At 33.4% G+C, this 15,861-nt stretch carries 19 protein-coding genes; 2 read left to right on the top strand and 17 right to left on the bottom strand.

Translation table 11 applies throughout. The annotated features are described in order from the left end of the window. Positions 1 to 24 precede the first annotated feature (24 nt). The 8 genes from PY770_RS04610 to PY770_RS04645 form a co-directional block, all read right to left on the bottom strand. A complete protein-coding gene (locus PY770_RS04610) occupies positions 25 to 471 on the bottom strand; it encodes a type II secretion system protein (protein ID WP_056957450.1) in 447 nt (148 codons plus the stop codon). Next, on the bottom strand, positions 455 to 754 hold the full coding sequence (gene comGC, locus PY770_RS04615) for a competence type IV pilus major pilin ComGC (protein WP_014082143.1): 300 nt from the start codon (positions 752 to 754) through the stop codon (positions 455 to 457). Before comGC ends, PY770_RS04610 begins: the two co-directional genes overlap by 17 nt. After that, the gene (locus PY770_RS04620; RefSeq protein ID WP_163600884.1) at positions 754 to 1,764 is read right to left on the bottom strand and encodes a type II secretion system F family protein; all 1,011 of its coding nucleotides are present in this window, start codon (positions 1,762 to 1,764) and stop codon (positions 754 to 756) included. The genes comGC and PY770_RS04620 overlap by 1 nt, the downstream gene beginning before the upstream one ends. Next, complete coding sequence (gene comGA, locus PY770_RS04625; protein WP_156843445.1) at positions 1,733 to 2,701, bottom strand: competence type IV pilus ATPase ComGA; 969 nt, start codon at positions 2,699 to 2,701, stop codon at positions 1,733 to 1,735. Before comGA ends, PY770_RS04620 begins: the two co-directional genes overlap by 32 nt. A 79-nt stretch (positions 2,702 to 2,780) precedes the next feature. Next, on the bottom strand, positions 2,781 to 3,521 hold the full coding sequence (locus tag PY770_RS04630) for a YebC/PmpR family DNA-binding transcriptional regulator (protein WP_014082146.1): 741 nt from the start codon (positions 3,519 to 3,521) through the stop codon (positions 2,781 to 2,783). A gap of 77 nt (positions 3,522 to 3,598) precedes the next feature. Further along, complete coding sequence (gene ccpA / locus PY770_RS04635) at positions 3,599 to 4,606, bottom strand: catabolite control protein A (RefSeq protein WP_056957453.1); 1,008 nt, start codon at positions 4,604 to 4,606, stop codon at positions 3,599 to 3,601. A 117-nt stretch (positions 4,607 to 4,723) separates the two neighbouring features. Next, positions 4,724 to 5,182, bottom strand: coding sequence for a YtxH domain-containing protein (locus tag PY770_RS04640; protein WP_103423064.1), 459 nt, complete (start codon positions 5,180 to 5,182; stop codon positions 4,724 to 4,726). A 25-nt stretch (positions 5,183 to 5,207) separates the two neighbouring features. Continuing rightward, a complete protein-coding gene (locus PY770_RS04645) occupies positions 5,208 to 5,591 on the bottom strand; it encodes a DUF948 domain-containing protein (protein ID WP_163601505.1) in 384 nt (127 codons plus the stop codon). A gap of 133 nt (positions 5,592 to 5,724) precedes the next feature. Here PY770_RS04645 and PY770_RS04650 point away from each other — a divergent pair, with 133 nt between their 5' ends. Then, complete coding sequence (locus PY770_RS04650; RefSeq protein ID WP_163600883.1) at positions 5,725 to 6,723, top strand: mechanosensitive ion channel family protein; 999 nt, start codon at positions 5,725 to 5,727, stop codon at positions 6,721 to 6,723. 41 nt (positions 6,724 to 6,764) lie between these two features. Here the strand turns inward: PY770_RS04650 and PY770_RS04655 are convergent, their stop codons facing one another. Together PY770_RS04655 and murI are read right to left on the bottom strand one after the other, a co-directional pair. Continuing rightward, positions 6,765 to 7,355, bottom strand: coding sequence for an XTP/dITP diphosphatase (locus PY770_RS04655; protein WP_041817845.1), 591 nt, complete (start codon positions 7,353 to 7,355; stop codon positions 6,765 to 6,767). After that, on the bottom strand, positions 7,345 to 8,160 hold the full coding sequence (gene murI, locus PY770_RS04660) for a glutamate racemase (protein ID WP_238331810.1): 816 nt from the start codon (positions 8,158 to 8,160) through the stop codon (positions 7,345 to 7,347). Before murI ends, PY770_RS04655 begins: the two co-directional genes overlap by 11 nt. A gap of 113 nt (positions 8,161 to 8,273) precedes the next feature. On the opposite strand from murI, the gene PY770_RS04665 reads away from it, so the two are divergent. Next, on the top strand, positions 8,274 to 8,762 hold the full coding sequence (locus tag PY770_RS04665; protein WP_056957458.1) for a DUF2507 domain-containing protein: 489 nt from the start codon (positions 8,274 to 8,276) through the stop codon (positions 8,760 to 8,762). Positions 8,763 to 8,825: 63 nt separating this feature from the next. On the opposite strand, the gene trxA is transcribed toward PY770_RS04665, so the two are convergent. The 7 genes from trxA to alaS all read right to left on the bottom strand — a co-directional run bounded on the left by trxA (position 8,826) and on the right by alaS (position 15,757). After that, positions 8,826 to 9,131, bottom strand: a complete 306-nt coding sequence (trxA, locus tag PY770_RS04670; RefSeq protein WP_014082153.1) for a thioredoxin — start codon at positions 9,129 to 9,131, stop codon at positions 8,826 to 8,828. An 82-nt stretch (positions 9,132 to 9,213) separates the two neighbouring features. Continuing rightward, the gene (locus tag PY770_RS04675) at positions 9,214 to 11,571 is read right to left on the bottom strand and encodes an endonuclease MutS2 (RefSeq protein ID WP_103423067.1); all 2,358 of its coding nucleotides are present in this window, start codon (positions 11,569 to 11,571) and stop codon (positions 9,214 to 9,216) included. 13 nt (positions 11,572 to 11,584) lie between these two features. After that, positions 11,585 to 12,001 (bottom strand): CvpA family protein, encoded by a 417-nt coding sequence (locus PY770_RS04680; protein WP_275045825.1) that lies wholly within the window; start codon positions 11,999 to 12,001, stop codon positions 11,585 to 11,587. After that, positions 11,998 to 12,246 (bottom strand): cell division protein ZapA, encoded by a 249-nt coding sequence (locus PY770_RS04685; protein WP_014082156.1) that lies wholly within the window; start codon positions 12,244 to 12,246, stop codon positions 11,998 to 12,000. Before PY770_RS04685 ends, PY770_RS04680 begins: the two co-directional genes overlap by 4 nt. Before the next feature lie 91 nt (positions 12,247 to 12,337). Further along, positions 12,338 to 12,628: a DUF1292 domain-containing protein gene (locus PY770_RS04690; protein ID WP_056957462.1), complete on the bottom strand. Its 291-nt coding sequence runs from the start codon at positions 12,626 to 12,628 to the stop codon at positions 12,338 to 12,340. 17 nt (positions 12,629 to 12,645) lie between these two features. Then, positions 12,646 to 13,065, bottom strand: a complete 420-nt coding sequence (gene ruvX, locus PY770_RS04695) for a Holliday junction resolvase RuvX (protein ID WP_103428474.1) — start codon at positions 13,063 to 13,065, stop codon at positions 12,646 to 12,648. Positions 13,066 to 13,108: 43 nt separating this feature from the next. Further along, positions 13,109 to 15,757 carry an alanine--tRNA ligase gene (gene alaS, locus PY770_RS04700; protein ID WP_103428473.1) on the bottom strand — a complete coding sequence of 883 codons (2,649 nt, stop codon included), beginning with the start codon at positions 15,755 to 15,757 and terminating at the stop codon, positions 13,109 to 13,111. Between the last annotated feature and the right edge of the window lie 104 nt (positions 15,758 to 15,861).

The raw sequence follows: 15,861 nt of genomic DNA on the forward strand, positions 1-15,861 counted from the left end.
GTATCTACTAAGGTAAAACCCGATCTACTTATCATCTTCACAATAATAAATCCCCCATCCTAACTGAAATTTTTGATGAATTTTACAGTGACGATTTTGCGAATACCAATTTAGCGTTTGGGGTTTAACAAACCCTTTTTCGGTAATCTTAATTTCCCGAAACTCTACTGGTCTTAATCCATCAGGTAATTGAACTCGCTTATAATGAAGTCCATTATTCCTGTATTGTGAGAAAACCACTTCATCAGAATTTGACCAAAAACTAACCGTTGTAATTTGTCCATTATCTTTTGCCATTTGAATAGCCGAATTCCATTGTTCATCAAAGCAACGCCAAAAAGCTTTTTCTTTTATATTACTTTGTGGAAACATAGCAACTGCAAAAACTAAAAATATCAAAATTAAGGCACTTATTCCGAGGACAATAACAGTTTCAATCAGAGTAAAACCTTTTCTAATCTTTTTTGGCATGATTATCTTGAATTGTAATCTTTTCTTCAGTCGCCTGTTTAACTTGTTTCTTAGTTAAATAATTATTTTCGACTAATTTATCAAATGTTACATTATTATCAGAATGATCATCTTCAAACGCATCAATTTGTGTTTGCACAACACTAACCATTGCATTTCCATGCACTGAATTTGCATGATCCTTTTGCGAACTTAGATTGGGAATGATAATCAAAATTAATAATGAAATTATAAATAGCACAACTGTCATTTCGATTAGGGTGAAACCTTTTCTTTTTTTCATTAATAAATATTCTCCATTGAATGATATAGGGGTAACAACATTTTTAAATAAGTAACAACAATTGTAATTCCTATAATCACAAACGCTGTAGGTTGAATTAGGCTAATTAATCTTTCTGATTTTTTGATTAACCGTTGAAAGCATAATCTACTTAATGCACGTAAATTTTTTGCTAACATTTCATTGGTACTTCCATTAGATAAAAAAACAACTAGTTCATTAGATACAAAATAGTAACGTTTAAAAATTTGCTCAATCCCAATCCCTTGTTTTAAAGATCTATCCATTTCTTGACCAATTTCAAAAAGTAACGTTCGTTCTTTAAATTTTGCGAATACTTGGACAATCTTACGTAAATCTAACCCATTTTGGAGCATAATTGCTAAATTACTGGTTAAATAGTATTCATAATATGAACTAAAAATCATTCCTAAAAATGGAATTTTTGCTAGAAAATTTGCTTTATAGATTGCTTGTTTAGCTAAGAAATCTTTAACACGATAGAACCCAGATATTCCAAAAAATCCAATCACAACAATCATTAAGTAAGTAATCCAATTTTTGGAAGCAGTTATATTGCCTAAAGCATTTGTTTCTGGTAAAACGAAGAGTTTAATTGATATCAACAATAAAATTAAAAAGAAAAACAAAATTAAGGGATAAATTGCAATATCACGAATCTTATTCTTTTGTTTTAAACGAAGTTGAATAAATTCACTAATTTCTTGCATTCCATCCTCAATCTTACCGTGTTCATCAGCAATTAATAATTGTTGATACATTGAATTGTTTAAAAAGAATTTCATTGATTTAGGCAATGGATAACCACTTTTTAATCCTTGTTCGACTTTTAAAATTATTTTGCGATTCTTTTTCGAAACAGTTTTAATAAAATCTAATGCTTGTGAAATTGAAAAACCAATTTTCATTAATTCCGAAATTGTAGAAAAAATAAAAGATTGTTGTTGCAATGTGACTTTATCCGAATTGATATTTTTTCTGAATTTCACTAGAAATCTTCCCTTCCTTGTACAAATTACACAATTTATTTTTCCAATCTTCCATATCGTACTTTTGGTTTTCAAGCATTTCTAAATTTGAGACTGAAATTAAGGCTTGATTATTTCCTGAATTTGTAGGTAATAATCGCTGATAGACAATCGAATTGGTTGCACTTTTTAATTGTTCATATTTAATCCCTAACTCTAGCATCCGCTGCACAACTCCCGCTGGTGTTTTTGCATGAACCGTGGTAAATACAAGATGTCCACTTAAAGCTGCCCGAACAGCAATCTTGGCAGTTTGTTCATCACGGATTTCCCCGATAATAAAAACATCAGGACGTTGTCGCAAACCAACTTTCAACAAATTGGCGTAACTCATATCAGCTTTTTCGTTAACTTCTAACTGTAAAAAACGATCCTCAAAGATTTCAACCGGGTCCTCAATCGACATAATTACTTCATTTTCGTGTAGCGAACGGGCAATTTTATAAATTGTACTAGTTTTTCCTGAGCCAGTAGGCCCTGAGAAAATCATTAAACCCCTTTGATTAGATAATGACTTTAATTTATGTAGCATCTGTTCCTCAAAAAATTGACAATCCTCGTTTCCATTATCGTAAATAATTCTCATTACTAGTGATTCATGATGGTTAAACGTTCCTACAGATGATAATCGAATTCTTAAATTCAGCTTTTGATGCTCATAGGAAAGTGATCCTAACTGTGGTCTCCTTTTTTCTGATACTGACATTCCGCTTTGATATTTACAAAAAGTGATTATTCTTTGTGCTTTTTCAAAAGAAATTTCAGATAACTGAATTACTCCTTTAACTGTATGAATTTTAACTTCATAATTGGTACTTTTGGGCAAAAAATAAATGTCGGAAGCCCGTTGCTGAACCGCTAATTCAATTATTTGATCAAATAAATTACTAATTTCCATTTTTTCACATCCTTTTTTATAAGATACGAAAAAAGACCCAATCTAATTTAAGATTGAGTCTTTTTAGAAATCTATTTAATTATGCTTCTGCATCTTCAGGTAAAACAGCAGCTTCATAGACATCTTGAACATCATCATTTTCAGATAATTCATCAATTAGTCCAGTGTATTGCGCAATTTTATCTTCAGGTACTTCTGTAACAGTTTGTGGGAATAAACGAACTTCTGAGTTATCAAGTTTGTAACCAGATGCTTGTAAAGCATCTCGAACTGCAACCATGTTTGAAGGATCAGTGAAGATTTGATATTCATCATCAGTAACCTTCATATCATCAGCACCAGCATCTAAAGCTTCCATTAACATTGTATCCTCATCGTCTTCAGTATCGTCACGTAAAACAACGATGTATCCCTTACGGTCAAAGTTGTAAGAAACTGAACCATTAGTTCCTAAAGAACCACCATGATGAGTAAAAGCAGAACGAACTGCAGCAGCTGTCCGATTTCTATTATCAGTCAAAGTTGAAACCATTACAGCAGTTCCACCAGGTCCATAACCTTCATAAGTTACTTCTTCGAAGTTAGCAGCTCCAACACCAGAAGCTTTGTCTAAAGCACGTTGAACGTTATCTTTAGGCATATTTGCAGCTCTAGCTTTTTCTAATTCAAGTCTTAATTGTGGATTACCATCTGGATCAACTCCACCTGATTTAGCAGCTTGGTACAAGTTACGTGAAATCTTTTGGAAAATTTTACCTCTTTTTGCATCTTGAGCGTTTTTACGACCCTGAATATTATGCCATTTTGAATGTCCTGACATGATTCAGCACTCCTCTCTATATCTGAAATTAACAGTTCCGATTATACCAACAAAAACCGCCATAATCAAATTTACTGCTATTTTGTTGAATTTCTGTCTTTTAAACCAAACGGTAATAAAATATTTCGTTCAGAAACTTCTTCATTTTTCATTAATTTTGTTAATAATCGCATTGAAACTGCACCAATATCATAAAGCGGTTGAGTAATGGTTGATAACATTGGCCGTGTCATTTCGGTTAATTTAGTATTATCACTTGTTGCAACTTCAAATTGTTCAGGAACATTGATTCCACTATCAGACATTGAGTTCATAACACCGGCAGCAACATCATCATTGCTTACGATTGCTGCAGTAACTTCTTCTTGAACTAACTTATTTCTTAGTTTGTATCCACTATCATAAGTGGCTTCATTTGCCTCAAACAACAGAGTCTTACGGAATGGAATTCCCGCATCTCTTAAAGCATCTTTGTAACCTTCAATTCTGTAATCTTTATTGATTGAACGGTTCAAGTGAGAAGCAACAAATGCCACACGATCATTTCCATTTTTTAACAATTCATTAGTTTGGGCATAAACAGCTTTACGATAATCAATATTTACACTATTAAATTGGTTTTGGGAATCTACTGATCCTGCTAAAACAACGGGAATCCGTTCGTTACTCATATCAGATCGAACGGCTTCACTAATTTCATTACCCATAAAAATAAGTCCATCAACTTGTTTTGAGTATAAAGTGTTAAGTGCTTTAAGCTCCTTTTTTTCATCACCATCTGAATTGGTCAAAATAATATTATATTGATACATTTCTGCAATATCATCAATTCCGCGAGCTAAAGCGGCAAAATAAGAGTTCGTAACATTAGGAATAATTACTCCAACCGTAGTAGTTTTTTTACTTGCTAAACCTCTAGCGACATCGTTAGGACGATAATTTAAACGTTTAACGACATCTAAAACTTTTTTTTCGGTTTCCGGTTTAACGTTATGATTATGATTAATCGCTCGTGAAACTGTTGCCATTGAAACGGAAGCTTCTCTTGCAACATCATAAATTGTAACAGTTTCTTTTTTCTTCATTTTAGTTACTCGACCTTCTTTCAATATAGACTTATTATCTACAAGAATAGCAGAGTAACCGTTTACATTCAAGTAATAAAAAAAACCATTCAAAATGGTCTTTTTCAAAACTAAAATTTAATCACGATGTTCTTCAGTAGTTTTTTCAACAATTCTATTATCATTATCATTTTCGGTAGAAAATGCGTCATCCATATCTAAAGTAATATCATCAGATTCTTTATCTTTTTCAAGATCTTGTTCAGGTGTTTTAGGAACTGGAATCAAGTTTAAATAAGTTTGTAAATCACTTAAATCTTCTTTTAAATCTAAAAGTTTGTTGCTAACTTTTTCACTAACATCATCAAAAGAATCCTTATAGCTATTTACTCTGTAATTTGCTGAGTCTTTGGCATCTGCAAATGAATCAGCTGCGTAATATGCATAATCAAACGCACGATCCTTAGCATCTTCAACTGCGTCTAAGACAGTATTTCTAAGTTCGTATTGCTTTTCTTCATCAAGTGAATGATATGCAGCAAATGCAGCAGCTCCACCTAAAATTGTTCCTAAAAATAAACCTTTTTTAAAGCTCATGATATTCTCCCTTTTTTAACGAAAATTATTTTTTCTTATTCTTTTTTGAAAACAACTTCATTGCAGTGTTAGCCACAATGCTAAGAATTGATGTCTTGGTAAATAAATTGAGTTTATTCTTTAAATTATCAGTCGTGCTTTTAGCTTTTTCAGTTGCTTCGGTAACAGTTGTACCTATTTCAGCTGCTGCTTGAAAAACTGGGTCAATTTGGTCAATTCGATCATTAACATTTTCAATTAAATCACTAACGTTGTCGCTTAAATCGTTGATATCAATGGTAATTGAATCTAAATTACGACTAGCATCATTTAAAGCCTTAACTAAATTAAGTAAAAAGATTCCGATAAATATTACTAATACAGCAAACGCAATTGCGGCGATTAAACCGGCTACTTGTCCAACAGTCATTGAACTACCTCCTAATGATTTATAACAAGTTAAGAATATCATTATTTCATAATAATGACAATTATTGCAACCATCTAATAATTAATTTGATATAATCATAGCATCAAATTAATTATTAGATTGAGGTAACCATATGTACAACAACTTATTTTTGACTGTTACTAATGAAACTTTAAAACAATATACCAAAAATACATTTTTAAATAAATTTCTTAACAAATTTGATTTTGATGAAATCTTGTGGAGCTTAACTACCGAAGTAATCAGTATCATTTTAATATCGATTTTATTTTTTATCATTACTGAATCTGGTAGAAAAATCATCAATCATTTATTTAAAAAGTATCAATACAAGTTAAACGAATCAAATAGCGATAATAAAATTGATAATTCGAAAATTATGATTCAACGGCGAAATAAAACCATTTATACCCTAACCCAAAATGCTTTTCATTACTTGGTTATTTTCTTTTGGCTCTATTCCATCTTATCAATCATTGGAATTCCAGTTGGAACATTAATTGCTGGGGCTGGAATTTTCAGTTTAGCAATTGGACTAGGAGCACAAGGTTTTGTAGGCGATATTGTTAGTGGTTTCTTCATTCTTTTTGAACATCAAATTGATGTAGGAGAACATGTCATTATTAATAGTACCAACGGAATTGTAGATGCAATTGGTTTGAGAACCACGCAAATTCGCAGTTCAAATGGAACCTTAAATTTCATTCCAAATCGTAATATTACAACAATTTCAAATTTATCTAGGGGTAATATTTCAACCCTAGTTAACATTAGAATTATGCCAGATTCTCCCATTAAAGAAATTGAAGATATTATGAATCAAGTTAACGAACAAAAAAAAGGAACCAATGCCAATGTAGTTGGTGATCCCTTGATTTTTGGAACAGTTTATCTAGACGATGGTTCACTTGCCATTCAAGTTGTCATAACAGCTCGTAGCGGCACAGAGAGTAAAATTCAAGCTGATTACCTTGCTGACTATCTAAAAGCGCTTACCAATGCTGGAATTGTTCTTCCAATGTCTCCTCAAACTGTTGAAGTCCCCCAAAAACCTAAAAAGAAACCAGATTCAAACCCAATTACTATTACTAATCCATTACAAAACAAATAAATTAAGCTTTGTTCTGAAATTATCAGAGCAAAGCTTATTTTTTACCACCAATCATTAATAACATCTTTTAATTTTTGTAATGCACGCCCACGATGGCTTATTTGATTTTTTTCATCGTCAGTCATTTCTGCCATTGTCTTATGCATACTTGGAACATAGAATAATGGGTCATAGCCAAATCCATTTTCTCCACGCTTTTCTGTCAAAATTTCACCAGAAACAATTCCACTAACATGAATTTTCTCGCCACTTGGTTTTACTCCTACTAACGAAGTGTGAAAATAAGCATTTCGATCATCAGAATGGCCAAGTCGTTTTAATAATTTAGCATTATTAGCATCATCATCATGATCACCTGCATAGCGTGCAGAATAAATTCCAGGTTCATTATTAATTGAAGGAACAACTAATCCCGAATCATCAGCAAACACAGGTAACCCTAGTGCTTTAGAGACTGTTGTGGCTTTAATTGTCGCATTTTCTTCAAAGGTTTTTCCATTTTCTACTATGTCAGGTATGTTTTCAAAATCCTTAATAGATTTAACATTGTATCCCATTGGTTCCAACATTTCTTTAAATTCACGAAGCTTATTTTGATTACCGGTTGCAATCACAATTTCTTTATTTTTCATAGTCTTTAAGTTGATTTGGTGTAATCAACTCTGAACCCACCTTTCGATTTAACCATTTAGAAGCAACATTGTTAAAATGTATCACACCTTCTGTTGTATAATAGTTTATTTCTGTCGTTTTAGCATTATTTAATTCATTGTTATCTTTTAAAATCTGTTTAGCAACATTAACTGTTTCATAACCAGGATCAATTAATTTAACTTCGTCACCCATTGCGTCTTGAATTAAGTTGGCAATAATTGGGAAATGAGTACAGCCTAAAATTAAAGTATCAATGCCCGAGTTTTTAATAGAAGCTAATCCGTTTGCAATTGTATCTCTCGCCGCTTGTGAAGTATAATCACCTTTTTCAACTAAAGGAATAAAGGTTGGACAAGCTAATCCGACTGTTTCAATCTCTGGAGTAAGTTTTTTAATTTCATCGCGATATGCATGACTATTAATGGTAACTTTTGTTCCAATTACCCCAATTTTTCCATTTTTAGTTGCTTTAACTGCCGCACTACTTCCTGGCTTAATCACCCCCACTACTGGAATTGATAATTTAGTCTGTAAATCTTTAAGTGCAGATGCTGTTGCAGTATTACAAGCAACTACCATACACTTCGCGTTTTGTTTTTCGAAAAAGTTGCCAATTTCCATACTATAGTTAACAACTTGATCAACACTCTTTTCGCCATATGGCATGTGTGCTTCATCACCTAAATAAATCATATTCTCATGAGGAAGTTCTTTAAGAGCCACTTTCAAAACGGTTAGGCCTCCGATACCAGAGTCCATAAACGCAATTGGTTCGGATTTCATAGTGTTTCCCCCTCTTTTTATATATCCATTATACTCATAAATAACTAACCATGCACTCTGTATCATGCTTTATGGTAAAATTGAAATCGTATAAATAACGATTGGAGAACATTATGAGCAAAAAAGAATTAAATGACTATACCAAATTTTTTCAGAATAATCCCAATCCAGGATTTTGGGGAATAGAGCTTTTAAGAGATGCTCTTTTAAAGGATGTTTTATCAGAAGACATTCACGATATTCTTTATTGGGCGGGAAAAAATTTAGCAATTAAATTCCCAATTCATACTGCTGACTTGCCTACTTTCTTTCAACAATCTCAATTTGGTATTTTAGATTTAAAAAGTGGATCAGAAAGTAAGTCCATTTTTAATCTAACAGGACCAGAAGTACAAACAAGATTAAATATTGATAAAGATGCTGATTTCATGTTAGAAACAGGTTTTATTGCCCAAACCATTCAGCAAAATTCTGGTTTTGAAACCGAAGCTGAATATAAAATAAAACGAAAAGACATTATTGAAATTACTGTAATTTCTGATATTTCTCGTCAAATTTTAGATCCTAACGAAATACATCTCATTGAATTAAATCAAGCATAAAGTAAAAAGCCTTATTACAAAACGCAATTGTAATAAGGCTTTTTCTGTGACTACAAAAGTAGATTAATATGCTGCTAATAGCTTTTGTAATTGTTCTTTAGGATGATAACCAACAATTTGGTCAACAATTTTCCCATCTTTTTTAACCAATAAAGTTGGAATACTCATGATTCCTAAACTTGAAGCAGTCGCTTGATTTTCATCAACATTCAACTTGCAAAATTTGATGTTCTTATCTTCTTCAGATAATTCATCAATTACAGGTCCTTGCATTTTACATGGACCACACCAACTTGCCCAAAAATCAATAACAACTAAACCTTGTGCAGTTTCCTTTTCAAAATTTGCGTCTGTAATTTCGTGTACCATAATAAAACCTCCTTAGTTCATCTACTTACTTGTTGTAAGTATACTATCTAACAGTTTCTAGTTCAACTAGATTGATTACAATCTACTTAAACTTAACAACGGTCGAACCATCTCCACCAGAATTAGCAGGAGAAAAACCAAACTCTTTTACTTGACGATTTCCACGCAAATAATTAATCACACCTTTACGTAAGGCACCAGTCCCTTTTCCGTGAATAATCGTAACCGATGGATAACCTGCTAATAGTGCAGAGTCAATGTAGCGATCTAAGCGTTGCATTGCATCATCATAGCGAACTCCACGTAGATCAAGGGTAGGCGATGTCGATGAAGAACGAGTTCGATGAACTACAGTTTGAGCTCGATGTTTTGGCTTTTCTTCTTTGACCCTATCCATGTCAGTCTCATCGACTTTCATTTTTAAGATGCCAAGCTCGACTTCCCAACTGTGATTTCCAATCTTTTTAAGCAATACCCCACGTTGGCCATATGTTTTAACTAGAACATCGTCACCAACTTTAAAGGATTTCTTGGCTTTTGAACGTTTCAACACCTTGTTATTCTTCAATTCAGTATGTTGTTCCAATGCATTAATTTTACCTTTTTGTTCGATTAATTCATTTTCTTTCACATCAATCGCAGCATTTTTTTGTCGTTTGTGTAAATCATCAATAATTTCGTTTGCTTGTCTTTTTGTTCTAGAAACAATTTGATTAGCATCCCGTTTAGCCTTATTAATCATAGCATCACGACGTTCAGTAAATTGATTAAATTTTTCAGTTAATTCTTGATGAAGTTCAGTAACTTTTTTCAGTTCAACTTCTAACTTCCGTGCTCGATCATCCGCTGCTTTAGTTTGCTGAGTCAATTTTTTTATCATTGAATTAATATCTTGACTATCTTCGTCAACCAATGATTCAGCTTCCATAATAATAGACTCATTTAAACCTAAACGACCAGCAATACTAAGTGCATTACTTTGTCCCGGAATTCCAATCATCAAACGATAAGTTGGACTCAACGTTTTTTCATCAAATTCCATCGAAGCGTTAATGGTTTCAGGGCGATTATATCCATAAACTTTTAATTCCGGATAATGAGTAGTAGACAAAACTTCAGCATCAGATTGACTAATGGCATCCAAAATTGACATGGCCAATGCTGCCCCTTCTCGAGGATCAGTTCCTGCTCCTAATTCATCAATTAGAACTAAGCTTCGGTTTGTCATCCGTTTTAAGATGCTAATAATATTATCAATATGTGATGAAAAAGTACTCAAGTTTTGTTCAATCGATTGATCATCACCAATATCAGCAAAAACTTCATCATAAAGTCCAGCTTGACTACCTTCATCAGCAGTAATAAATAAACCAGATTGCGCCATTAGTTGAAGTAGTCCTAAGGTTTTCATGGTAATTGTTTTACCACCAGTATTAGGACCAGTAATAATAATTTGCCGGTAATCAAATCCCAATTTAATGTCATTACCAACAACTTTTTCTTGATTAATGAGTGGATGACGAGCATTTTTTAAATTAACTTGATTATCAGCTGAAATTTCAGGACGAGTAGCTTTCATACTGGCAGCATACCGAGCTTTGGCATTAATTAAATCAAAGTGACCTAACTGTTTGGCATTTGAAAGTAACTCCATTTGATAGGGACGAATTAAGTCTGAGAGTTGCGCTAAAATACGTTTCTCTTCTTCACGTTCGTTAATTTGTTCCCGCCGTAAATCATTATTTAAACCTACTACACTTGCGGGTTCCAGATAAATTGTTTGACCTGAAGTACTTTGGTCATGCACAATTCCACCAATTTTTTGTTTGTATTCCGCTTTTACAGGAATAACATATCGATCATCACGAATTGTAATAATTGGGTCGCTTAAATATTTAGATTGCTTTCCATGAGTAAAACTTTCCATTTTACTCTTGATATTGCCCTCTAATCGGCTAATTTGACGACGAATTGAACTCAAAGTCCCAGAAGCAGAATCTAAAATTTTTCCCGAATCATCAACTGATTTTTTTAATTGAACGGTAATTTCCGGAAGATTGCTAAAAGTTTTGACTTCTTCATAAAGAACATGAAGTTCAACTTTTTCAGTTTCTAGATTTTCAAAGAAACGATTAATCACTAAAATAGCATTTAAAACAGCACTCACTTGAGCAAGTTCTTTACCATTTAAATTTGCTCCAATTTCTAATCGTTTAATTGATGGTGTAATATCAACTAGTTTAGGAATGGGAATTGTGTGATTTAATCGATAAATATGAGCCCCGTCATCAGTTTCATCAAGCCATCCGTTAACAGTCTCTGCTTCACTACTAGGAAGCAATTGTTTTAACTCTTTTTTACCATTCTCGGTCGCTAAATAATCACCGATTTTTTGCTTAATTTGCTTATATTCTAAAGTATCTAGTACTTTTTGATTCATTTAACCACCTATTCTAAAAAGTAAAAATTTGACCCAGGCCATTGACTAATAATTGTGCAACAGTTGAATCTTGATATGCAAAGGTAATCCAGTTGAGCTTAAATAGTAAAGCAACATCGATAACAATTGTAATTACTAATAAACAAATTATTAAACTAATCATTGCACCTAAAAGTGCATTTAATTGACGAAGAATGGTTAAGGAAACAATTCGATCCAAAAATCCGGTAAATAATCTAACCAGCATTAAAACAATACTAAAAACAATTACAAAACCAATTCCATGCCACATTCCGTGATTTGAATACACCTTGTTAACCACAAATAAATTAAAAAAGGTCCTTAACCAAGTTGCAACTACATCAGCTAAATTACTTGCAATAATTAAAGCAAAAATTAATCCAATTAAAATAATAATTGATAAAATCATTTTTCAGATACCTTTTTTCTTAATTCATCAAGTTCTAGTTGTTTATCTAACTGATCAGAAATCGCATTAAACGCTAATAAAATTGCAGCATCTTCATCGCTAATTCGACTAACTTGTCCCTTAATTTTATTAAGTTCATCATTTAAAATTTTGGTGACTGCTGTCATGTGTTCTTCGGAAGAAGTTCCTATCAAAGTAAAATCTTTATTCCCAATTTTAGCTTTAAATCTCTTTTTGTTATCCAATCTAAGTCCCTCCAGTAATAATTTAATTTTATCATGAATATACAAAAAAGGTATCAACATAACTGCTGATACCTCTTCGTTTTAATGATTCTTAATTATCATCTTCTGGAGCTAGAAATGTGTTCAAAGTTTCTTGTACCATTTCCCATTCTGCATCATCTTCGATTGGCTCTAAATCACCATCTTCTGGTGAAGTAGGATCAGTTCCCTTTGGTAATGCATATGCTTCAATATTAATGTCTTCGTTTCCTTCTTCAGAAGCTGGATACATTAAAATATATGAACGATCATAATCTTTTGATTCAAAGGTAAATAATTCATTATAAAGAATTTCATCACCATTTTCGTCAATTAAAGTAATTTGTTCTGGTTCATTATTCATTTTAGTCCTCCTTTTTATTACATATTTTTATCTAAATAGCCTTGCAAAATTAATTCTGCTGCCACTTTATCAATTACCTTTTTTCGTTTGGTCCTTGACACATCGGCTTTTTCAATTAACATTCGTTCTGCTTCGACCGTCGTTAAACGTTCGTCTTGAAACTCGACTGGTAAATGAAAGAAAGCTTTAACCATTTTACCATATCGTTTTGAAGCCTTAACTCTAGGACCCTCAGTATTATTCATATTTTTAGGTAAACCAATAACTACTCTCTGAACATCGTATTCCTTAATTAATTCTCCAATTCGATCTAGTCCGAACTCTTTTTCATCTTCATTAATTCGAACAATTTCAATTCCTTGTGCAGTCCAACCAAGAGCATCACTAATTGCAACTCCAACCGTTCTTGAACCGACATCTAATCCCATTATTCTCATATTTTATCCAATCTTTATGTTTAGAACTACAGTTATTTTTTAATTATTTGTTGTTCAACCATTCTTTTGCTGCTTGCAAGGCATCATCAATTCCAGCTGGATTCTTTCCACCAGCTTGGGCAAGATTGGGTCTACCGCCTCCACCACCTTGAATGTTACTTGAAATGGCTTTAACGATGTCACCAGCTTTAATTCCAGCTTTAACATTTGCTTCATCAACAGCAACTAATAAGTTAGCTTTGCCATCAGTTCCTGTTCCCAGAACCAAAATGTTTGAATATTTTTTATCACGCCAAGTATCAGCCAATTCACGAAGTTGATTCATGTTACCACTCTTTAGCTTGCCAGTAACAATTGAAACTCCATTGATGGTTTCTGGATGATTAAACATATCGCTTGCTTCTTGATTAGCAAGTTTAGTTTCAAGCGATTCTTGTTTACTTTCAAGATCTTTAATTTGTTTAAGCATCTCTTTAACTCTTGCAGGAGTGGCAGCATTATTAGCTGCTTTAACTGTTTGAGTAACTTTATTTAAAAGACGTTCTTCATCATTTAGGTAGTCAAAAGCTGGTTTTGCTGTAACTGCTTCAATTCGACGAATTCCAGCACCAACTCCAGTTTCTGAAGTAATCTTGAACAATCCTAGTTGGCTAGTATTCTTTACGTGGTCACCACCACAGAATTCAACGGAGAAATCACCGGCTTTAACAACCCGAACTTGATTGCCATACTTATCATCAAATAAGGCAATTGCACCCATCTTTTTCCCAGTTTCTTTATCAGTAACTACAGTTTCAACAGGAATAGCTTCAAAGATTTTTTTGTTAACTAAGTCTTCGACTTTCTTCAAATCTTCCTTAGTTACAGAACCAAAATGGGTAAAGTCAAAACGTAAATAATCTGGTTTAACTAACGAACCAGCTTGTTCAGTATGACCGCCTAAAACATTCCGCAAAGCTTGGTCTAACAAGTGAGTGGCGGTATGATTACGTTCAACACCAGCATGGAATTGGCGATCAACAACTAATTTGTAATGAGCACCTTGTTTTAATTCCCCAAGCACCTTAACCGTGTGCAAGTTTTGACCATTTGGAGCATGTTGCACATCTTCAACAGTAGCAACTAAATCGCCATTTTGGTTATAAATGTTACCAGTATCAGCAACTTGACCACCCATTTCAGCATAGAAAGGTGTTTTATCAAAAATTAATTCAGCTTCGCCGTTGCTTTTATCAACTGATTTAACCAGTTTTTCGTCAAAAATAATATCGTTTAATTCAGCATCATCAACCGTTAAATCAGTGTAACCAACATATTCGCTTGGAGTTTTGATTTCAATTAAAAGATCACGTTGAACTTTCATTGAACCTTTCTTACTCCGAGCGTTACGAGCCCGATTTCGTTGATCTTCCATTTCAGCATCGAAAGCTTCAGCATCAACTTTAAGACCACGATCACTAGCATATTCTTCGGTTAATTCTAATGGGAAACCGTAAGTATCATATAGTTTGAAGGCTGCTTTACCTGAAATTTCCGTTTTACCTGCTTGCTTAGTATCAGCAATCACTTCATTTAATAAAGCAATTCCATCATTTAAGGTTGCATTAAAACGATCTTCTTCACTTTTAACAATCTTTTGAATATATTCACTTTGTTCTAAGACCTTAGGATAATGGGATTTCATAATTTCACCAACTACAGGAACTAGTTTGTAAAGGAAAGCTCCATCAATTCCTAATTGATGTCCATTAACTGTGGCACGACGAAGTAAACGACGAATAACGTATCCACGACCTTCATTTGAAGGAAGTGCGCCATCGCCAATGGCAAATGTAATGGCCCGAATGTGGTCTGCAATTACCTTAAAGGCAACATCATCATCCGCATTATCACCATATTTTTTATGGTCACTAAATGATTGCGTTTTTTCAATCAAAGGCATGAACAAATCAGTTTCAAAGTTCGTTGGTGCATCTTGGAAAACAGAAACTACTCGTTCAAGTCCCATCCCCGTATCAATGTTTTTTCTAGGAAGGGGTTCATATGTACCTTCTGCCGTATGGTTAAATTGTGAAAACACAATGTTCCAAACTTCAAGATAACGTTCATTTTCCCCACCAGGATAGTTTTCTGGATCATCAGGAGCCAAATAATCGTATTTTTCACCACGATCATAGAAAATTTCTGAATCTGGTCCTGAAGGTCCTTGACCAATATCCCAAAAGTTATCTTCCACAGGAATTAAATGATCGGGTGCAACTCCGGCTTTTTCCCAAAGTTCTTTAGTAGCCTTGTCTTCTGGATAATAAGTCATATAGAGCTTATTTTTATCCCAGCCAAACCAATCTGGACTAGTTAATAATTCTAATGCCCAAGGAATAACTTCAGCCTTAAAATAATCACCAACGGAAAAATTACCGAGCATTTCGAACAAAGTTTGATGACGAGCGGTCCGACCAACGTTTTCAATATCATTAGTTCGGATACTCTTTTGGGAACTAGTCATTCTCGGATTATCTGGAACCACTGATCCATCAAAATATTTTTTCATCGTGGCAACCCCTGAATTAATCCAAAGTAACGTTGGATCATCATGTGGCACTAATGAAGCGCTAGGTACAATTGTGTGTCCCTTTTCCTTGAAAAATTCGAGGAACATTTGTCTAATTTCACCGCTACTAAGCTGTTTCATTTTACTTCCTCCAATAAATAAAATTAAATAAAAAACACCATTGCACACAAAGACGTCTACACGCGGTACCACTTTGTTTGCAACGATGTTTATCGTTTACCTCT

Source organism: Fructilactobacillus sanfranciscensis (assembly GCF_029023685.1).
GTDB lineage: Bacteria > Bacillota > Bacilli > Lactobacillales > Lactobacillaceae > Fructilactobacillus > Fructilactobacillus sanfranciscensis.